Here is a 14,365-nt window from a genome sequence, read left to right as displayed (position 1 = left end):
CGTCGGACGAAGTCACTACCTCGGCGGGGTCCTGCTGCTGCGCGTGGGTCAGGCGTGCGTCAGCGTGCCCGTCACGGCCGTCCAGGACTCCGGCGCGAGGCGCACCGTCGTGACGGCCCCCTCGGTCTTCACCTGGCCGACGACGTCGTACTCGCCCCAGTGCGCCGCCGCCACCTTCGCGGCGTGCTCGGGCCCGGCGACGGCGGGCTCGTGGTCGGCGGTCATGGACCAACCCTCGGTGAGCACAAGCGCGGCGCCGGCGTGGACCACCTCCACCTCGACGGTCTCGGCCGAGCGGTTGGTGAGGAAGAGGGAGACTCCGTCGTCGGACAGCGTGGCCGCCGCCGTGACCACCGGGACGTTGCCGTGGGCCTTGGTGGCCAGGGTGGGCGACGTGACCCGGACGTCCAGGGCGTCACCCTGGGCGAGGCGGGCCGCGGTGGCGAACGGGTGGAAGGTGGGCTGGCGCCAGGACTCGCCGCCAGGCTCGGTCATGATCGGCGCGATCACGTTGACCAGCTGCGCGAGGCAGGCGACCGGCACGCGGTCGGCGTGGTTGAGGAGGGTGACGAGGAGGTCGCCCACCACGACGGCGTCGAGGCCCGAGTAGACGTCCTCGATGATGCGCGGCGCGTCCTTCTGGATGGGCAGGTTCTGCTCGCCCGGGAAGCGCGACTGCAGGTACCAGACGTTCCACTCGTCGAACGAGATGGTGATCTTCTTGTCCGAGCGGCGTCGGGCGCCCACGGCGTCGGCGGTGGAGACCACGCGGCGGATGAAGCGGTCCATCGCGGTGCCGGAGCCCAGGAACGAGGCGCGGTCGCCGTCCAGCTCCTCGTAGTAGGCGTGCATGGAGATGTGGTCGACGAGGTCGTACGTGTAGGAGAGGACCGTCTGCTCCCACTCGCCGAACGTCGGCATCTGCATGGAGGACGAGCCGCAGGCCACGAGCTCGATCGACGGGTCCACGAGCTTCATCGCGTGGCCCGCGTTGCGGGCGAGCTTGCCGTACTCGTGCGCGTCCTTGTGGCCGATCTGCCACGGGCCGTCCATCTCGTTGCCCAGGCACCAGAGCCGGACCTTGTACGGCTCGACCCGGCCGTTGGCGATGCGCAGGTCGGCCCACCGGGTGCCGGCCTCGCCGTTGCAGTACTCCACGAGGGCGGCCGCGGCGTCGACGCCCCGGGTGCCGAGGTTCACCGCCATCATCGGCTCGATGCCCTCGCGCTCCGCCCACTGCAGGAACTCGTCGGTGCCCACCAGGTTGGGCTCCACGGTGCGCCAGGCGAGGTCGAGGAACGGCTTGCGGTCCTCGACGGGGCCGACGCCGTCCTCCCAGACGTAGTTGGAGACGAAGTTGCCGCCGGGGTAGCGCACCATGCTGACCCCGAGCTCGCGGGTGAGCCCGGCGACGTCGCGCCGGAAGCCGTGCTCGTCGGCCTCGGTGTGGCCCGGCTCGTAGATGCCGGTGTAGACCGCGCGGCCCAGGTGCTCCACGAAAGAGCCGAACAGGCGCCGGTCCACCGGGCCGACCCGGAAGTCGGGGTGCAGGACGATGCGGGGGAGTGACGTCGTCATCAGATTCCTCGGTTGTGGTGCAGGTTATCTACAACGTTGTAGAGTACCGGACGCCGGGCCGGCGCACCACGTCCCGATCACGGTGCGCACGGCCGTGGGGCCGGGTGCGGTCCCCTAGGCTGTGTGGAGAGCTCGTGGCGACAGCCCGAGGCGTGACGGAACCCGGAGGGCTGAGACCGTGGCGGTCACCATGCACGACGTGGCGCAGCGCGCCGGCGTGTCGATCAAGACCGTGTCGAACGTGGTGAACGGGTACCCGTACATCCGCACGGAGACGCGCGAGAGGGTCGAGGAGGCCATCTCCGAGCTGGGCTACCGCGTCAACGTGTCCGCGCGGAACCTGCGCACCCGGCGCACCGGCATGGTCACCCTCGCCGTCCCCGAGCTGTCGCTGCCCTACTTCGCCGAGCTGGCCGACTCCGTCATCCGCGCCGCCGACGAGCGCGGCTGGACGGTGCTCATCGAGCAGACCAGCGCGAGCCGTGAGCGCGAGGCCGAGGTGCTGTCCGGCCGACGACGCCACCTCACCGACGGGCTGATCTTCTCCCCGCTGGCGCTCGGCCCCGAGGACCTGGCGCTGTTCGACGTCGAGTACCCCCTCGTGGTGCTGGGCGAGCGCGTGTTCGGCGCGCCCGCTGACCACGTGACCATGAACAACGTCGCCGCCGCGCGGGCGGCCACGCAGCACCTCATCTCCCTCGGCCGGCGCCGCATCGCGGTGGTCGGCGCGCACGAGGGCGAGCAGGTGGGCTCCGCGGCGCTCCGCACCGAGGGCTACCGGCAGGCGCTCCTCGAGGCGGGGATCCCGTACGACCCGGCACTCGTCGGCGAGGCGGGGCTGTGGCACCGGTCCACCGGGTCGGAGACCATGGCCCAGATGCTCGACGACGGGGTCGAGATCGACGCCGTCTTCGCCCTCAACGACGCGATGGCGCTCGGTGCGCTGCACGCTCTGCACGCCCGCCGGATCGACGTGCCGGGCGACGTGGCGCTCATCGGCTTCGACGACATCGACGACGTGCGCTACTCCGTGCCGTCGCTGTCGTCGGTGGACCCGGGCCGCGAGCAGATCGCCGTGACCGCCGTCGAGCTCCTGCTCGAGCGGATCGCCGGCCTGAACGGCAGCGCCGCCCCGGGGGCCGCGACGTTCCGGCGCGTGGTGCCCGACTCCCGGATCGTCGGGCGCGAGTCCACCGGCGACGTCCCGGCGGGCGCCGAGGGCCGCGTCGTCGCCGTGCAGGCGGGCGGCGTCGAAGAGGTCACCGTCGAGCTGGCTCCGTCGGCCTGAACGACCCTCGCCCGGGACCACCTGCTCGCCCGCTCGCCTGCTCGCCTGCTCACCCGCTCGCCTGCTCGCCGAGATAGTGCCTTCGTCCGACGAAGGCACTACCTCGGCGTCGTCGTCCGGAGCAGCCGGACCCCGTGCGGCGGGATCTCGACGTCGACCACGGCGTCGCCGCCCGTCTCCGCCGCGCCGGTCACCAGGGCGACCTCCTCCCCCGTCCACAGGTCGAGCAGGCTGCCCTGCGCCAGGCCCGCCAGGCCCGCCAGGTCCGCCAGGCCCGCCGACGCGGCCGGGACCCTCGCCACCAGGGACGACGCCCCGGTGTTGAACAGCCCGGCCCACCGCACGCCCGCGCGCGGACCGGCCCCGGAGGCGCCCCACACCACGAGGTCGCCCTCGCGCAGGAGCTCACGGCCGCCAGCGGAGTGCCGTCCGACGTCGAGCACCTCGGTGTTGCCCAGGTCGCGGACCGTGGCCGCGTCCGACGTCGGCAGGTCGCCGCCCACGAACAGCGGCGACCGGGCGAGGTTCCACAGCGAGAGCATGGTGCGACGCTCGTCGGTGGTGAGCAGGCTGTCGCGCGGCTCGCCCCGCTCGGCGCGGAGGCCGATGCGCCCGAGGGGGAGCATGTCGGCGTCGGCCCAGCCCTGCTCGCCCTGGTGCGGTGCCCAGCGGGCCATGCGGGCGAACTGGGCCTCGGTGTCGTCCCAGCGGTCCCAGAGGTCGTCGGAGACGCGCCACAGGTCGGCGTGCCGGCGCAGGTGCTCGAGATGCGCGAGGGAGAGGTGCGTGCCGGGCGAGAGGGAGATCGTCACCTCGCGCCCGTGCCGTCCCTCGGCCCGCGAGACGGCGAGGGCGAGCGCCTCGACGGCGTCCGCGTGGTACGGCGCGAGCATGTCGTCGACCTTGAGGAACGTGACGCCCCAGCCGACGAACCGATCGATCTGGAGGTCGAGCCACGCCTGGGCGCCCGGGTGGGCGTGGTCGAGGCCGTAGTTGTCCGAGTTCCAGGGGCAGACCGACGCGCGGTCGGCGATCTCGCCCGTGCGGTACGGCGTGCCGGGCACGGGCAGGTCCGCCTCCACGGCTCGGCGCGGGATGCCGCGCATCACGTGGATCCCGAGCTTCAGGCCGAGGTCGTTCACCGCGGCGGCCAGGGGCGCGAATCCGGCCCCTCCCGCCGACGACGGGAACCGCGCCGGGACCGGCACCTGTACCCCGTCGGCGTCGAGCAGCAGCGGCGCCGCCTCGTTGTAGCCGCCGGCGCGCGCGGTGGGCTCGTACCACTGGATGTCCACGACCACGGTGTCCCACCCCGCCGGAGCCAGGTGCTCGGCGAGGAACCGCGCGTTGGCGAGGACCTCCTCCTCGGTGACCGTGGTGCCGTAGCTGTCCCAGGAGTTCCACCCCAGCGGGGGTGCGGGGCTGGGTCGTCGTGCCATGGATGCTTCCTCTCGTTGCTGGGCACAGTCTCGCCGAGACAGTGAGCTCGTCCGCCTGCGGGGCCGGGCCGGCCGGCTCCGCAGGCGGACGAACTCGCTGTCTCGGCGAGAGGGGGGTCAGTCCGTCAGGCGCAGGAACGTGATCGAGTACGGCGCGAAGTCGTACACGAACTCGTCCGCCCCGCCGTCCCAGGTGCCCTCGGTCGGCACCACCCGGGTCGGGTTCGCCTTGGTGTTCATGGCCGACGGCGGCCCGCTCATCTCGGTCACCCCGACCTCCGCTGCCACCTCGTAGCCCGCAACCGACACGGACGTACGCGCCACGGAGCCGTACGGGTTGACGACCTTGAGGAGCAGGTCGCCCGTCGCCTCGTCCGTGGTCACCACCTGGTAGAGCGACTGCGTGACGGGCTCCGTGTACGTCATCTGGAGCACGCCGTCGAGGTACATCTCGATGGTGCGCCCGGACACGACGACCTTCACGTGGTAGTCCTGGCCCGTGACCAGCGAGTGGCCCTCGACCGCTGCCACCTCACCCTGCCGGGCGCCCGCGGCCCGCTCGAGCGCCTGGCGCGAGTTGCCCCAGCCACCCAGGTTCCACCAGTAGAACTGGTCGGCCGCACCGGCAGCGAAGCCGACGAGGAAGCCCTCGCCACCGGCCAGCTTCCGGGCGTCGACCTCGAGCGTGTAGTTGTCCCAGTCCCGGCCGTACGCGTCCGGGATGAGGGCGCGCGCGTCCTCGACGGTCGTGCTGGACTGCACGTACTCGCCGTCCTGGACGGCCCAGGTGCCGCGCTCAGGTGTCCACGTCGAGGCGCCGGAGAAGTCGTCCGAGTACAGGACGTCGCCGGTCGCGTTGTCGGTGACCACGACGTCGTCGTACGCGGCGGACGTGGCCCACGTCGAGAGGAACACGCCTCCGGAGAGGTCCTCCGGCGTGGCCTCGGGGCCCACGTGCTGCGACGGGACCACCTGGTCGCCCGTGTTCGTCATGAACATCTGCTGCGTGTAGTAGCTCGTCGAGCCCCAGGCCTCGTCGTTGTCGAACCACATCATGTCGGGCGACCACTGCACGTAGTCCTCGTTGGCGAACATGGGCGCGTACGCGGCCAGCTCCACCAGGTCGGCGTTGCGCTCGAGGCCCGTCATGTACGCGGCCTCCGAGAGGGCGTTGGACCACGCGTTGCCGCGGGAGGCGTACTCGCCGAGGAAGACGTGCGGGCCCTCACGGTCGTAGGAGTCGTACCGCTCGGTGTTGGAGAGGAACCACGACGGGTCGTTGTAGTAGTGCTCGTCGACCATCGCGACGCCCTGCTCGCGGTTGAAGTCCCACAGCTCGTCGAACCGCGTGCCCGTGTCGTCGGGGCCCGAGTTCGAGATCACCGTGACCTCCGGGTGCGCCGCCTCGACAGCGTCGCGGAAGCGCGGGAAGTTCGCCTCGAACGTGCGGGTGTTCTCCTCATTACCGAGCCCGATGTAGCGCAGGCCGAAGGGCTCCGGGTGGCCGAGACCGGCGCGCACGGCGCCCCACTCCGTGTCGACGGACCCGTTGGCGAACTCGATGAGGTCCACCGTGTCCTGCACCCAACGGTCGATGCGCTCGTCGTCGGTCATCTCCGGGATGCGCGATCCGCAGCCGTTGGCGCCCACGGAGAGCACGGGCAGCGGGGTGGCGCCCAGGTCCTCGGCGAACTCGAAGTACTCGAGGTACCCGATGCCGTACGACTGGTTGTAGCCCCAGAAGTTCCAGTTGGTGGGTCGCTCCTCGACCGGGCCGATGGTCTCCTTCCACTGGTACGTGCGCTGCCGGTCCTGGCCGTCCGACTCGAGGTACGTGTCGAACGTGCCCACGTTGGTGACGCAGCCGCCCGGGAACCGCAGGAACGACGGCTCCAGCGCGGCGACCTTCTCCGCGAGGTCCTTGCGGAGCACGGACCGCCCGTTGACCGGGCCCTCCCAGGTGTCGCGCGGGAACAGCGACACCATGTCGAGGCGCAGGGTCCCGGCGGCACCGCCCGTCACCACGAGCCGGGCGTCGTTCGTCGTGGCCGACGACGTCAGCTTGCCGCTGTACTGGCGCCACCGGTCGCTGCCGTTCACCCGGACGGTGTCCGTCCCGTAGACGACCGACCCGTCGGGCGACTCGAGCGACACGGTGAGCGTCTGCTTCTCGCCGGTGCGCGCGAACACGGAGAAGTCGTACTTGGCGCCCTCCGCGACGGCGACGCCCTCGTTGTAGGAGGAGTTGGAGACGCCCACGCCCGGGCCGTCGGCGGTCACCGTGAGGTACGCGCGGTTCGCGTCGTTGAGCCACTCGGACCGCTCGGACTCGACAGCCACGGTGCCCGAGGCGCCGCGCTGGACCGGGGTCCACGCGGTGAGCCCGTTGAAGCTCGCGTTGTCGGCGGGCGCGAACTCGAACGACCGGTTCCGGACCAGCTCGGCGTACAGGCCGCCGTCGGCCGCGTAGTTGATGTCCTCGTAGAAGATGCCGTAGAGGTCGTCGCTCATCTCGGTGCGCGCCGCGTCGGCGTCGACCGTGATGGCGTGCTCCTCGATCACCGGCGGCGCCTCCGTCGCGGTCACCGCGAAGAAGTCGAAGGTTGCCGCGAGCGAGTCGCCGGACAGCGCGCCCAGCGAGTAGAGGCCCACCTGCGTGACGCCCCAGCCGAGGTCGGACGACCGGGCCGCGACCCAGGCGCCGTCGGCCCAGTAGCTCGTGGTGACCGTGGCGCCCGTGCGCTGCACGCGCAGGTACTCGGACGTGGAGCCCGGCCGCGCCGTGAAGGTGGACCCGTACGCGGCGCCCGTCTCGACGCCGGTCTCGATGACGACGGGGCCGCCGGCGGCGAAGCTCACGTGGGTGAGGCCGGAGCGCACGTAGTTGTCGAAGTCCTGCCAGGCGAGGATGCCCGCGCCCTGGAAGTCGCCCGCGACCGGGGCCGACACGCGCGTGACCGCGGTGAAGTCGCCCACGGGGACGTCGATCATCAGCAGGTTCTTGGCCGAGTTGTCGGCCTGGTAGGTGTCGCCGGGCAGCGAGGTGATCGTGAGGCCGCCGTCGGCCAGGGTGACCGCGGCGGGCTCCGAGTTGACGACGGTCCACTCGCTGCCGAGCGTGGCGCTGTCGAAGTCGTCGATCCAGGCGCCCTCGGGGATCACACCGGCCGGGGCGTCGGCGACGCTCCCCGCGGCAAGGACCGCCGTCGGCGTGACCGCCGGCGCGGACGCCGCGGCGCCGGCCATCGGCGTCACGACGACGAGAGCGAGTCCGGCGGCGATGCCGGCTCTCAGGATGCTGCTCATCATGCTCCTTCCTACATCGTTGTACTACAGGATTGAGGACTCCCGCCCGGCGCTCGGGGCGACGGGCGGGAGAACCTAGGTCAGCGGGACCACTGCTGGTTCGTGGCGCCGTTGCACGTCCACGTCAGCACCGCGGCGCTGTTCGCCGTCGACGCGCCGTTCACGTCCAGGCACCGCCCGGAGGACCGGACGGCGACCCGGTCGTAGCCGCCCGACGACGTCACGGTCCACTGCTGGTCCGTGCCGGTGTCGCAGGTCTCCTGGGTGACCGCGCTGCGGCTCGTCGCGGCCTGGAGGCAGAGCCCGCTCTGCACGCCCTGGAGCCGCACGTACCCGGAGCCCGCGTCGATCGCGCGCCACTTCTGGTTGGCGCCGCCGTTGCAGGTGTACTGCGTGATCGCCACGCCCGTGGCCCGCGACTGGTTCGGCACGTCCGCGCACTTGCCGGAGTGGCGGGCCACCAGCGACCGCGACCCGTAGGTGGCGAGGAGCCGGTCGTACTCGGCCTGGGTCACCGGCAGGACGGTCCCGTGACGGGGGCTGGCGGGCAGGTCGAACGACGAGACCTTGGTCCAGGTCGTCGCGCCCAGCGAGGTGGCGGTGAAGGGCACGTAGCCCTGCCCGCCGAACTCGTCGAGGAACAGGTACCAGCGGTTCTCGGTGTTGGACTTGAAGATCGTGGGCCCCTCGGCGGCGCTCACGCCCGGGTTGGACGACGTCGTCTTCCCGATGCACGTCTGGAGCGGCGTCCAGCTCGTCGACGTCAGCGACGTCGACGACTCCGAGAAGATGAACTTGCCGCACGGCGTCGAGGAGGTGTTGGACCGCTCGTCCTTGGTGAACCGGTAGTACGTGCCGCCGTCCTTGGCCACCGTCGAGTCGATCACCGAGTAGCCGGGGTCCTTCCAGACCTGGGCCGGCGTGAACGTGTTGAAGTCGGTGGTGGTCGCGTACATCATCCGGTTGTGCGAGGAGCCCGTGTGGTTGGGATCGCTCGTCGCGTACAGCTTGGACGCCCAGAACACGACGAAGTGCCCGGCCGCGTCGTCCCAGTACGCCTCGGGCGCCCAGGTGTTCCCGGCCGTCGCGGGCGAGACCAGCTCGAGCCGCGGCGCGGACCAGGTCACCAGGTCCGTCGACTCCCACACCACGATCGACCGCGACCCGGTCCGCTGGGCGGCGTCCCAGTTGCCGTAGCCGTTCATCTTGAGGTCGGTGGCGATCTGGTAGAACGTCCCGCTCGTGGGGTGCCGGATGATGAACGGGTCCCGCACGCCGCCGGTGCCCACGGTGGACGTCAGGATCGAGCCGCCGCCGTTGAGCTCGTCGTAACGGACGGGGTCGTTGCCGCGGCTGAGCGCGAAGTAGACGCGCTCGCCCGTGGACGTGCCCTCGCCCGTGAAGTAGGAGAACAGATAGCCCGCGTACGGGTCGGCCGCGGCGGCGGGGGCCGCCCCTGCCGCGAGGCCGCCCACCAGCAGGCCACCCACCATCGCGGCTGCTGCTGCGGCGGCGCTGACGCGCCTCCGGAAGGTCGTTCGCACCATGGTTCCTCTCCGTTGAGGTGATGTGCCCGCGGCGGGAGCCGCGGGTCTGCCCGGGTGCCCGACGACGGCCTGACCCGCCCTTCGTACGGAAGGCGAGCGACCGGCGCCCCACCCCGCGAGGTCCGGGCTTCGCCGCGGACCTCGCGGGGCCCCGGGGATCGGGCACCGGACGTCAGGTCGCGCGTGACCGCCGCGCGCTGAGGGTGCGCTGGAGCAGCACGAACCCGAGCAGCACCACGCCGATGAGCACCTTGGTCCACCAGGACTGCAGGCCCTCACGGGCGATGACCACCTGGAGGAGCCCGTAGACCAGCACGCCCGTCGCGGAGCCCAGGACGAACCCGCCGCCGCCCGTGAGGAGCGCGCCGCCGATCACCACGGCGGCGATCGCGTCGAGCTCCATGCCGATCCCCGTCAGGTTGAAGCCCGACTTCGTGTACAGGGCGAAGAGGATTCCCGAGATGCCCGCGCACGTCCCGCTGATGACGTACACCCACACGCGGGTGGAGGCCGCGCGCAGGCCCATGAGCGCGACGGCGTTCCCGCCCGCGCCGGACCCCAGCCCGTACACCGTGCGGCCGAACCGCGTGTGGTGCAGGATCACGAACGCCACGACGAGCACCGCGAACGCGATGAGCATGGACAGGTTGATGCTCCAGGACTCACGCCCCTCGCCGAACTTCAGCTTCCAGGCCGCCAGCGCGGCGAAGCCCTCGTGCTTGATGCCCAGCGACTCCACGCTGACGACGTTGCACAGTCCTCGGGCGAGGAACATCGCCGCCAACGAGGCGATGAACGGCTGCACGTCGAAGTACTGCACCATGACGCCGATCAGCGTGCCGAACGCTGCGCCGACCAGGACCCCGATCGCCAGGACGGCCCACAGGGGAAAGCCCCCGATGAGCAGCTTCGCCGTGGTGAGCCCCACGAGGGCGACCACCGCGCCGACCGAGAGGTCGATGCCGCCCGTGATGATCACGAACGTCATGCCGACGGCGAGGACCAGCAGGTACGAGTTGTCGACCAGCAGGTTCGAGAAGAGCTTCATCGACAGGAAGCTGCGCTTCTCCGAGTAGCGCAGCTGTCCCACCACGAGGATGAGCAGCAGCGCCACGAGCGTGCCCGTGACGGGCAGGTAGCGCGGGTCGCGCAGGCGCGCGCCCCACTGCGACGCGGTGGACAGGGGGGTCAGCAGGGTGGTCATGACGCCTCCTGGATCTTGCGGGACACCCGCACCCGGTCGGCCGTCATGACCGGGGCTTCGCGATGGTCGGTCATGACGCCTCCTGGATCTTGCGGGACACCCGCACCCGGTCGGCCGTCATGACCGGGGCTTCGCGATGGTCGGTCATGACGCCTCCTGCGGACGTGCCGGCACCAGGCGCCCGACGGCGCCGGTGACGGCCTTGCGCAGGCGCTCGGAGGCGGCCAGGCAGACGATGATGAGGACGAGAGCCTTGAACAGAGGGGTGACCTGCGACGGGATGTGGAAGATGATCACTGCCCGCTCGATCGTGGTGAGGAGCAGCGAGCCGACGACGACGCCGGCGAGCGAGAACTTGCCGCCGTCGAGCCGCGTCCCGCCCAGGACGACGACCATGATCGCGTCCAGCTCCTTCATGAGCCCGATGTTGTTCGCGTCGGCCGCCATGGTGGGGGCGCCGTAGACCAGGCCCGCCAGACCCGCGAGCAGGCCGCAGATCGCGTAGACCGACCACTCGAGCCCGCGCGCCCGGACTCCGGCAAGTCGGCTCGCCTCGCGGTTGATGCCGATCGACTCGACGAGCATGCCGAGCGCCGTGCGGCGGACGAGCACCGTGACCAGCACGAACACGACGGCCCCGATGACGACGGGCGTGGGGACGCCGAGCACGAACCCGGAGCCGATCGACTTGAAGGCCGGGCTGGCAGTCGTCGTGATCTGACCCTCGGTCACGAGCATCGCGATACCGCGGCCCGCGACCATCAGGATCATCGTCGCGATGAACGGCTGGATCCCGAGCGCCGTGACGAGGAAGCCGTTGAACGCGCCGATCAGCAGAGCGGTGACCAGGCCGATCGCGACGGCGACGAGAGCGGTGCCCGTGCCGGGCCCGGTGGCGTCGATGTAGGTCAGCGACACGGCGAGCGAGATCGCCATCACCGCGCCGACCGACAGGTCGATGCCGCCGGTGGCGATGACCAGGCACATGCCGAGCCCGAGGAGCAGCGGTGTGACGCTCTGCCGCAGGATGTCGATCGGCTGACCGAACAGGTGGTCGTCCTTGATGGTCACGTCGAGGAAGCCTGGGCTGTACACGCCACAGGCCAGCACGAGCACGACCAGGGCGGCGACGGGCCAGAACAGCTGGTGCCGGGTCACCCGGCGCAGGTCCGCCAAGAGGCTGGGCCTACGGGGTTGCGGTGCGGCGGCCCTGGGGGCTCGGGCCGCGGTGGGTGCGCTCACGACGCCCTCCCTGCGATGGTCTCGAGGACCGAGTCGACGGTCACGTCCGGTCCGTTGTGGATCTCGCCCGCGACGTGACGGTCGCGCAGGACGAGGATGCGCTCGCTGATGCGCACGACCTCCTCGAGCTCGGACGAGATGAACATGACGCTCAGCCCCTGGTCCGCGAGCTCGGTCACGAGCTTCTGGATCTCCGCCTTGGCGCCGACGTCGATGCCGCGGGTGGGCTCGTCGAGGATCAGCACCTTGGGCTGCGTCGCCAGCCAGCGCGCCAGCAGGACCTTCTGCTGGTTGCCGCCCGAGAGGTTGCGGACGAGCGCGTCCGGGTTCGCGGGCCGGATCTGGAGGGCGGCGAGGTAGCGCTCGACCACCTCGTCCAGCTCCTTCGCGGGGATCCGGCGCAGCGGGCCACGGCCCGCCTGGAGGGCCAGAGCGATGTTCTCGCGGACCGTCAGGTCCCCGATGATGCCCTCCTTCTTGCGGTCCTCCGACGAGTACACGACCCCCCGGCGCAGGGAGACGAGCGGCGTGGGGCTCCTCGTGTCGCCCTGGACCGAGAGGGTGCCCTCGGCGGGCTTGTCGGCACCGAAGAGGAGGCGCGCGAGCTCGGTCCGGCCGGAGCCGAGGAGGCCGGCGACGCCCACGATCTCGCCCTTGAACAGGTCGAGGTCGAACGGTGCGGCCGATCCGGGCCGGCCGAGCCCCTGGGCGGTCAGTACGGGCGAGGTGCGGTCGTGCTCGGCAGCGGCGACGCGGGCGGCCCGCTCGCTGACGTCGGCCAGGATCTCGCCCGCACGGCCCACCATGGCCTGGACCAGGTCCAGGCGGCTGAGCTCGGACGTGCGGTGCTCGCTCACGAGCTGCCCGTTGCGCAGGATCGTCATGCGGTCGCTGATCTCGTACACCTGGTCGAGGAAGTGCGACACGAAGAGGATCGCGACGCCCTCGTCCCGCAGGGCCCGGACCACCCGGAAGAGCTCGGCGACCTCCGCCTTGTCGAGGCTCGACGTGGGCTCGTCCAGGATGAGGACGCGGGGGCGCACCACCATGCCGCGTGCGATCGCGCAGAGCTGCTGCACCGCCAGCGAGTGGGAGTCGAGGGACGACCTGGGGTCGAGGTCCAGACCGAGGCGGGCCAGGTGCTCGCGCGCTGCGCGGCGGGTGGCCGCCCAGTCGATGAAGGGTCCGCGGCGCACCTCGTTGCCCAGCATGATGTTCTCCGCGACCGAGAGGTTCGCGCAGAGATTCACCTCCTGGTACACGGTGCTGATGCCCGCGGCCTGGGAGTCGGCGGTGCTGCCGAAGTGGACGTCCTTGCCGGCAACCCGGACCGTCCCGGCGCTGTGCTGGTAGACGCCCGTGAGGATCTTGATGAGGGTGGACTTTCCGGCGCCGTTCTCGCCCATGAGGGCGTGGACCTCACCGGCACGGAGCGTCAGGTCGACGCCGTCGAGCGCCTTGACCCCCGGGAACTCGATGGTGATCCCTCGCATCTCCACGACGGGAGACGGCCCGAGGCCTTGCTGGTCGTTCATGCTGAGCCTTCCATCATGGCGGTCCGTGACCGGGCCCGCCGGGACGTGTCCCGGCGGGCCCGGTCATCGTTCGCCAGGGTCCGTCAGAACGCCCGGGCGTCGATCTCTTCCATCGTGATCGTCTGGTCGAACGCCTTGTCGACGACGATGGTCTCCTTCGGGACCTCCTCGCCGGCCACGATCTTCGTGATGGCGTCGGCGATCTGGTCACCGAAGGCCGGGTTGCACTCGACGACGTAGTTGAACTTCTTGTCGTGGAGGGCCTTCAGGCCGTCCTTCACGCCGTCGATCGTGACGATCTGGATGTCGACGCCGGGAACCTTGCCCGCGGCCTCGATGGCCTCGATGGCGCCGAGGCCCATGTCGTCGTTGTGCGCGAAGATCAGGTTCATCTCGGGGTAGGCCTGGAGCGCCGCCTCGACGGCCGCCTTGCCCTCGGCGCGCGTGAAGTTGCCGGTCGCCTTGCCGACGATGTTCTCCTCGCCCACGATGGAGTCGAAGCCCTCCTCGCGGTCCACCTGCGCACCGGATCCGAGCGTGCCCTGCAGCTCGAAGATCTTGGCGTCGGGGGCGTTCTCGACGACCCACTCGCCGGCGGTGATGCCCTCCTGCTTGAAGTCGGCACCGATCCAGGTGACGTAGGGGTCGTCGACGGTGGTGTCGACCGTGCGGTCCACGAGCACCAGCGGGATCTCGGCGTCCTTGATCTCCTGGAGCACCTCGTCCCAGCCGGTCTCGATGACCGGGGAGAACGCGATGACGTCGACGTCCTGCGCGATGAAGTCGCGCAGCGCCTTGATCTGGTTCTCCTGCTTCTGCTGCGCGTCCACGAAGGTGAGGTCGAAGCCGTTCTCGGCCGTGAGGTTGCCCTTGACGGACTCGGTGTTGGCGGTGCGCCAGCCCGACTCGGCGCCGAGCTGCGAGAAGCCCACGCTGATCGTGTCGCCGCCGCCGGATGCCTCACCGCTGCCGCACGCGCCGAGCGCGAGCAGCGAGACCGCGGACAACGCCGCCAGTGCGGTACGGGGGAAGGTCTTGCGTGCCATGTCTCTCCTCCTTGAGATCCCGAACGACGACGTGCGGGACGTGACGGGCCACGTCTTCGCGGCCCACTGCCGCACATGTTAGCGCTCACATGTGAGCGCGAACACGCTCCAGCGAGTCACTTTTGGGTAACGATCGAGAGTTTTTAGTTCAACGGATCGTCATATCGTTGCCGAACAGGC

General features: G+C 70.8%; 9 protein-coding genes. 1 reads left to right on the top strand and 8 read right to left on the bottom strand.

Annotated elements, in window-relative coordinates:
- Positions 1 to 48: 48 nt before the first annotated feature.
- Positions 49 to 1,578 (bottom strand): arabinosylfuranosidase ArfA, encoded by a 1,530-nt coding sequence (gene arfA / locus D1350_RS02140; RefSeq protein ID WP_125773365.1) that lies wholly within the window; start codon positions 1,576 to 1,578, stop codon positions 49 to 51.
- 178 nt (positions 1,579 to 1,756) lie between these two features.
- Between arfA and D1350_RS02135 the strand changes: the two genes are divergently transcribed.
- Positions 1,757 to 2,866 (top strand): LacI family DNA-binding transcriptional regulator, encoded by a 1,110-nt coding sequence (locus D1350_RS02135; RefSeq protein WP_240643822.1) that lies wholly within the window; start codon positions 1,757 to 1,759, stop codon positions 2,864 to 2,866.
- Positions 2,867 to 2,964: 98 nt separating this feature from the next.
- Here the strand turns inward: D1350_RS02135 and D1350_RS02130 are convergent, their stop codons facing one another.
- The 7 genes from D1350_RS02130 to D1350_RS02100 all read right to left on the bottom strand — a co-directional run bounded on the left by D1350_RS02130 (position 2,965) and on the right by D1350_RS02100 (position 14,185).
- Positions 2,965 to 4,305 (bottom strand): glycoside hydrolase family 27 protein, encoded by a 1,341-nt coding sequence (locus D1350_RS02130; protein WP_125773363.1) that lies wholly within the window; start codon positions 4,303 to 4,305, stop codon positions 2,965 to 2,967.
- 117 nt (positions 4,306 to 4,422) lie between these two features.
- Positions 4,423 to 7,614, bottom strand: a complete 3,192-nt coding sequence (locus D1350_RS02125; protein WP_125773361.1) for an alpha-L-arabinofuranosidase C-terminal domain-containing protein — start codon at positions 7,612 to 7,614, stop codon at positions 4,423 to 4,425.
- Between the two features lie 77 nt (positions 7,615 to 7,691).
- Positions 7,692 to 9,158: an RICIN domain-containing protein gene (locus D1350_RS02120; protein ID WP_125773359.1), complete on the bottom strand. Its 1,467-nt coding sequence runs from the start codon at positions 9,156 to 9,158 to the stop codon at positions 7,692 to 7,694.
- Positions 9,159 to 9,330: 172 nt separating this feature from the next.
- Positions 9,331 to 10,362, bottom strand: a complete 1,032-nt coding sequence (locus D1350_RS02115) for an ABC transporter permease subunit (RefSeq protein WP_125773357.1) — start codon at positions 10,360 to 10,362, stop codon at positions 9,331 to 9,333.
- 144 nt (positions 10,363 to 10,506) lie between these two features.
- Positions 10,507 to 11,604 (bottom strand): ABC transporter permease, encoded by a 1,098-nt coding sequence (locus D1350_RS02110; RefSeq protein WP_240643821.1) that lies wholly within the window; start codon positions 11,602 to 11,604, stop codon positions 10,507 to 10,509.
- Entirely contained in the window at positions 11,601 to 13,139 is a 1,539-nt protein-coding gene (locus tag D1350_RS02105) for a sugar ABC transporter ATP-binding protein (RefSeq protein ID WP_125773355.1), read from the bottom strand. The genes D1350_RS02110 and D1350_RS02105 overlap by 4 nt, the downstream gene beginning before the upstream one ends.
- Before the next feature lie 83 nt (positions 13,140 to 13,222).
- Positions 13,223 to 14,185 carry an ABC transporter substrate-binding protein gene (locus D1350_RS02100; protein ID WP_125773353.1) on the bottom strand — a complete coding sequence of 321 codons (963 nt, stop codon included), beginning with the start codon at positions 14,183 to 14,185 and terminating at the stop codon, positions 13,223 to 13,225.
- Between the last annotated feature and the right edge of the window lie 180 nt (positions 14,186 to 14,365).

The organism is Antribacter gilvus (assembly GCF_003946865.1).
GTDB classification, from domain to species: domain Bacteria; phylum Actinomycetota; class Actinomycetes; order Actinomycetales; family Cellulomonadaceae; genus Antribacter; species Antribacter gilvus.
Note: the sequence above shows the minus strand (reverse complement) of the source record. Positions and strands in the feature narration are given on the sequence as shown.

Bases quoted from the DNA above. Each gene is read 5' to 3' on its own strand.
- D1350_RS02120 (WP_125773359.1), bottom strand. From the start codon at position 9,158: ATGGTGCGAACGACCTTCCGGAGGCGCGTCAGCGCCGCCGCAGCAGCA.
- D1350_RS02105 (WP_125773355.1), bottom strand. From the start codon at position 13,139: ATGAACGACCAGCAAGGCCTCGGGCCGTCTCCCGTCGTGGAGATGCGA.
- arfA (WP_125773365.1), bottom strand. From the start codon at position 1,578: ATGACGACGTCACTCCCCCGCATCGTCCTGCACCCCGACTTCCGGGTC.
- D1350_RS02125 (WP_125773361.1), bottom strand. From the start codon at position 7,614: ATGATGAGCAGCATCCTGAGAGCCGGCATCGCCGCCGGACTCGCTCTC.
- D1350_RS02130 (WP_125773363.1), bottom strand. From the start codon at position 4,305: ATGGCACGACGACCCAGCCCCGCACCCCCGCTGGGGTGGAACTCCTGG.
- D1350_RS02100 (WP_125773353.1), bottom strand. From the start codon at position 14,185: ATGGCACGCAAGACCTTCCCCCGTACCGCACTGGCGGCGTTGTCCGCG.
- D1350_RS02115 (WP_125773357.1), bottom strand. From the start codon at position 10,362: ATGACCACCCTGCTGACCCCCCTGTCCACCGCGTCGCAGTGGGGCGCG.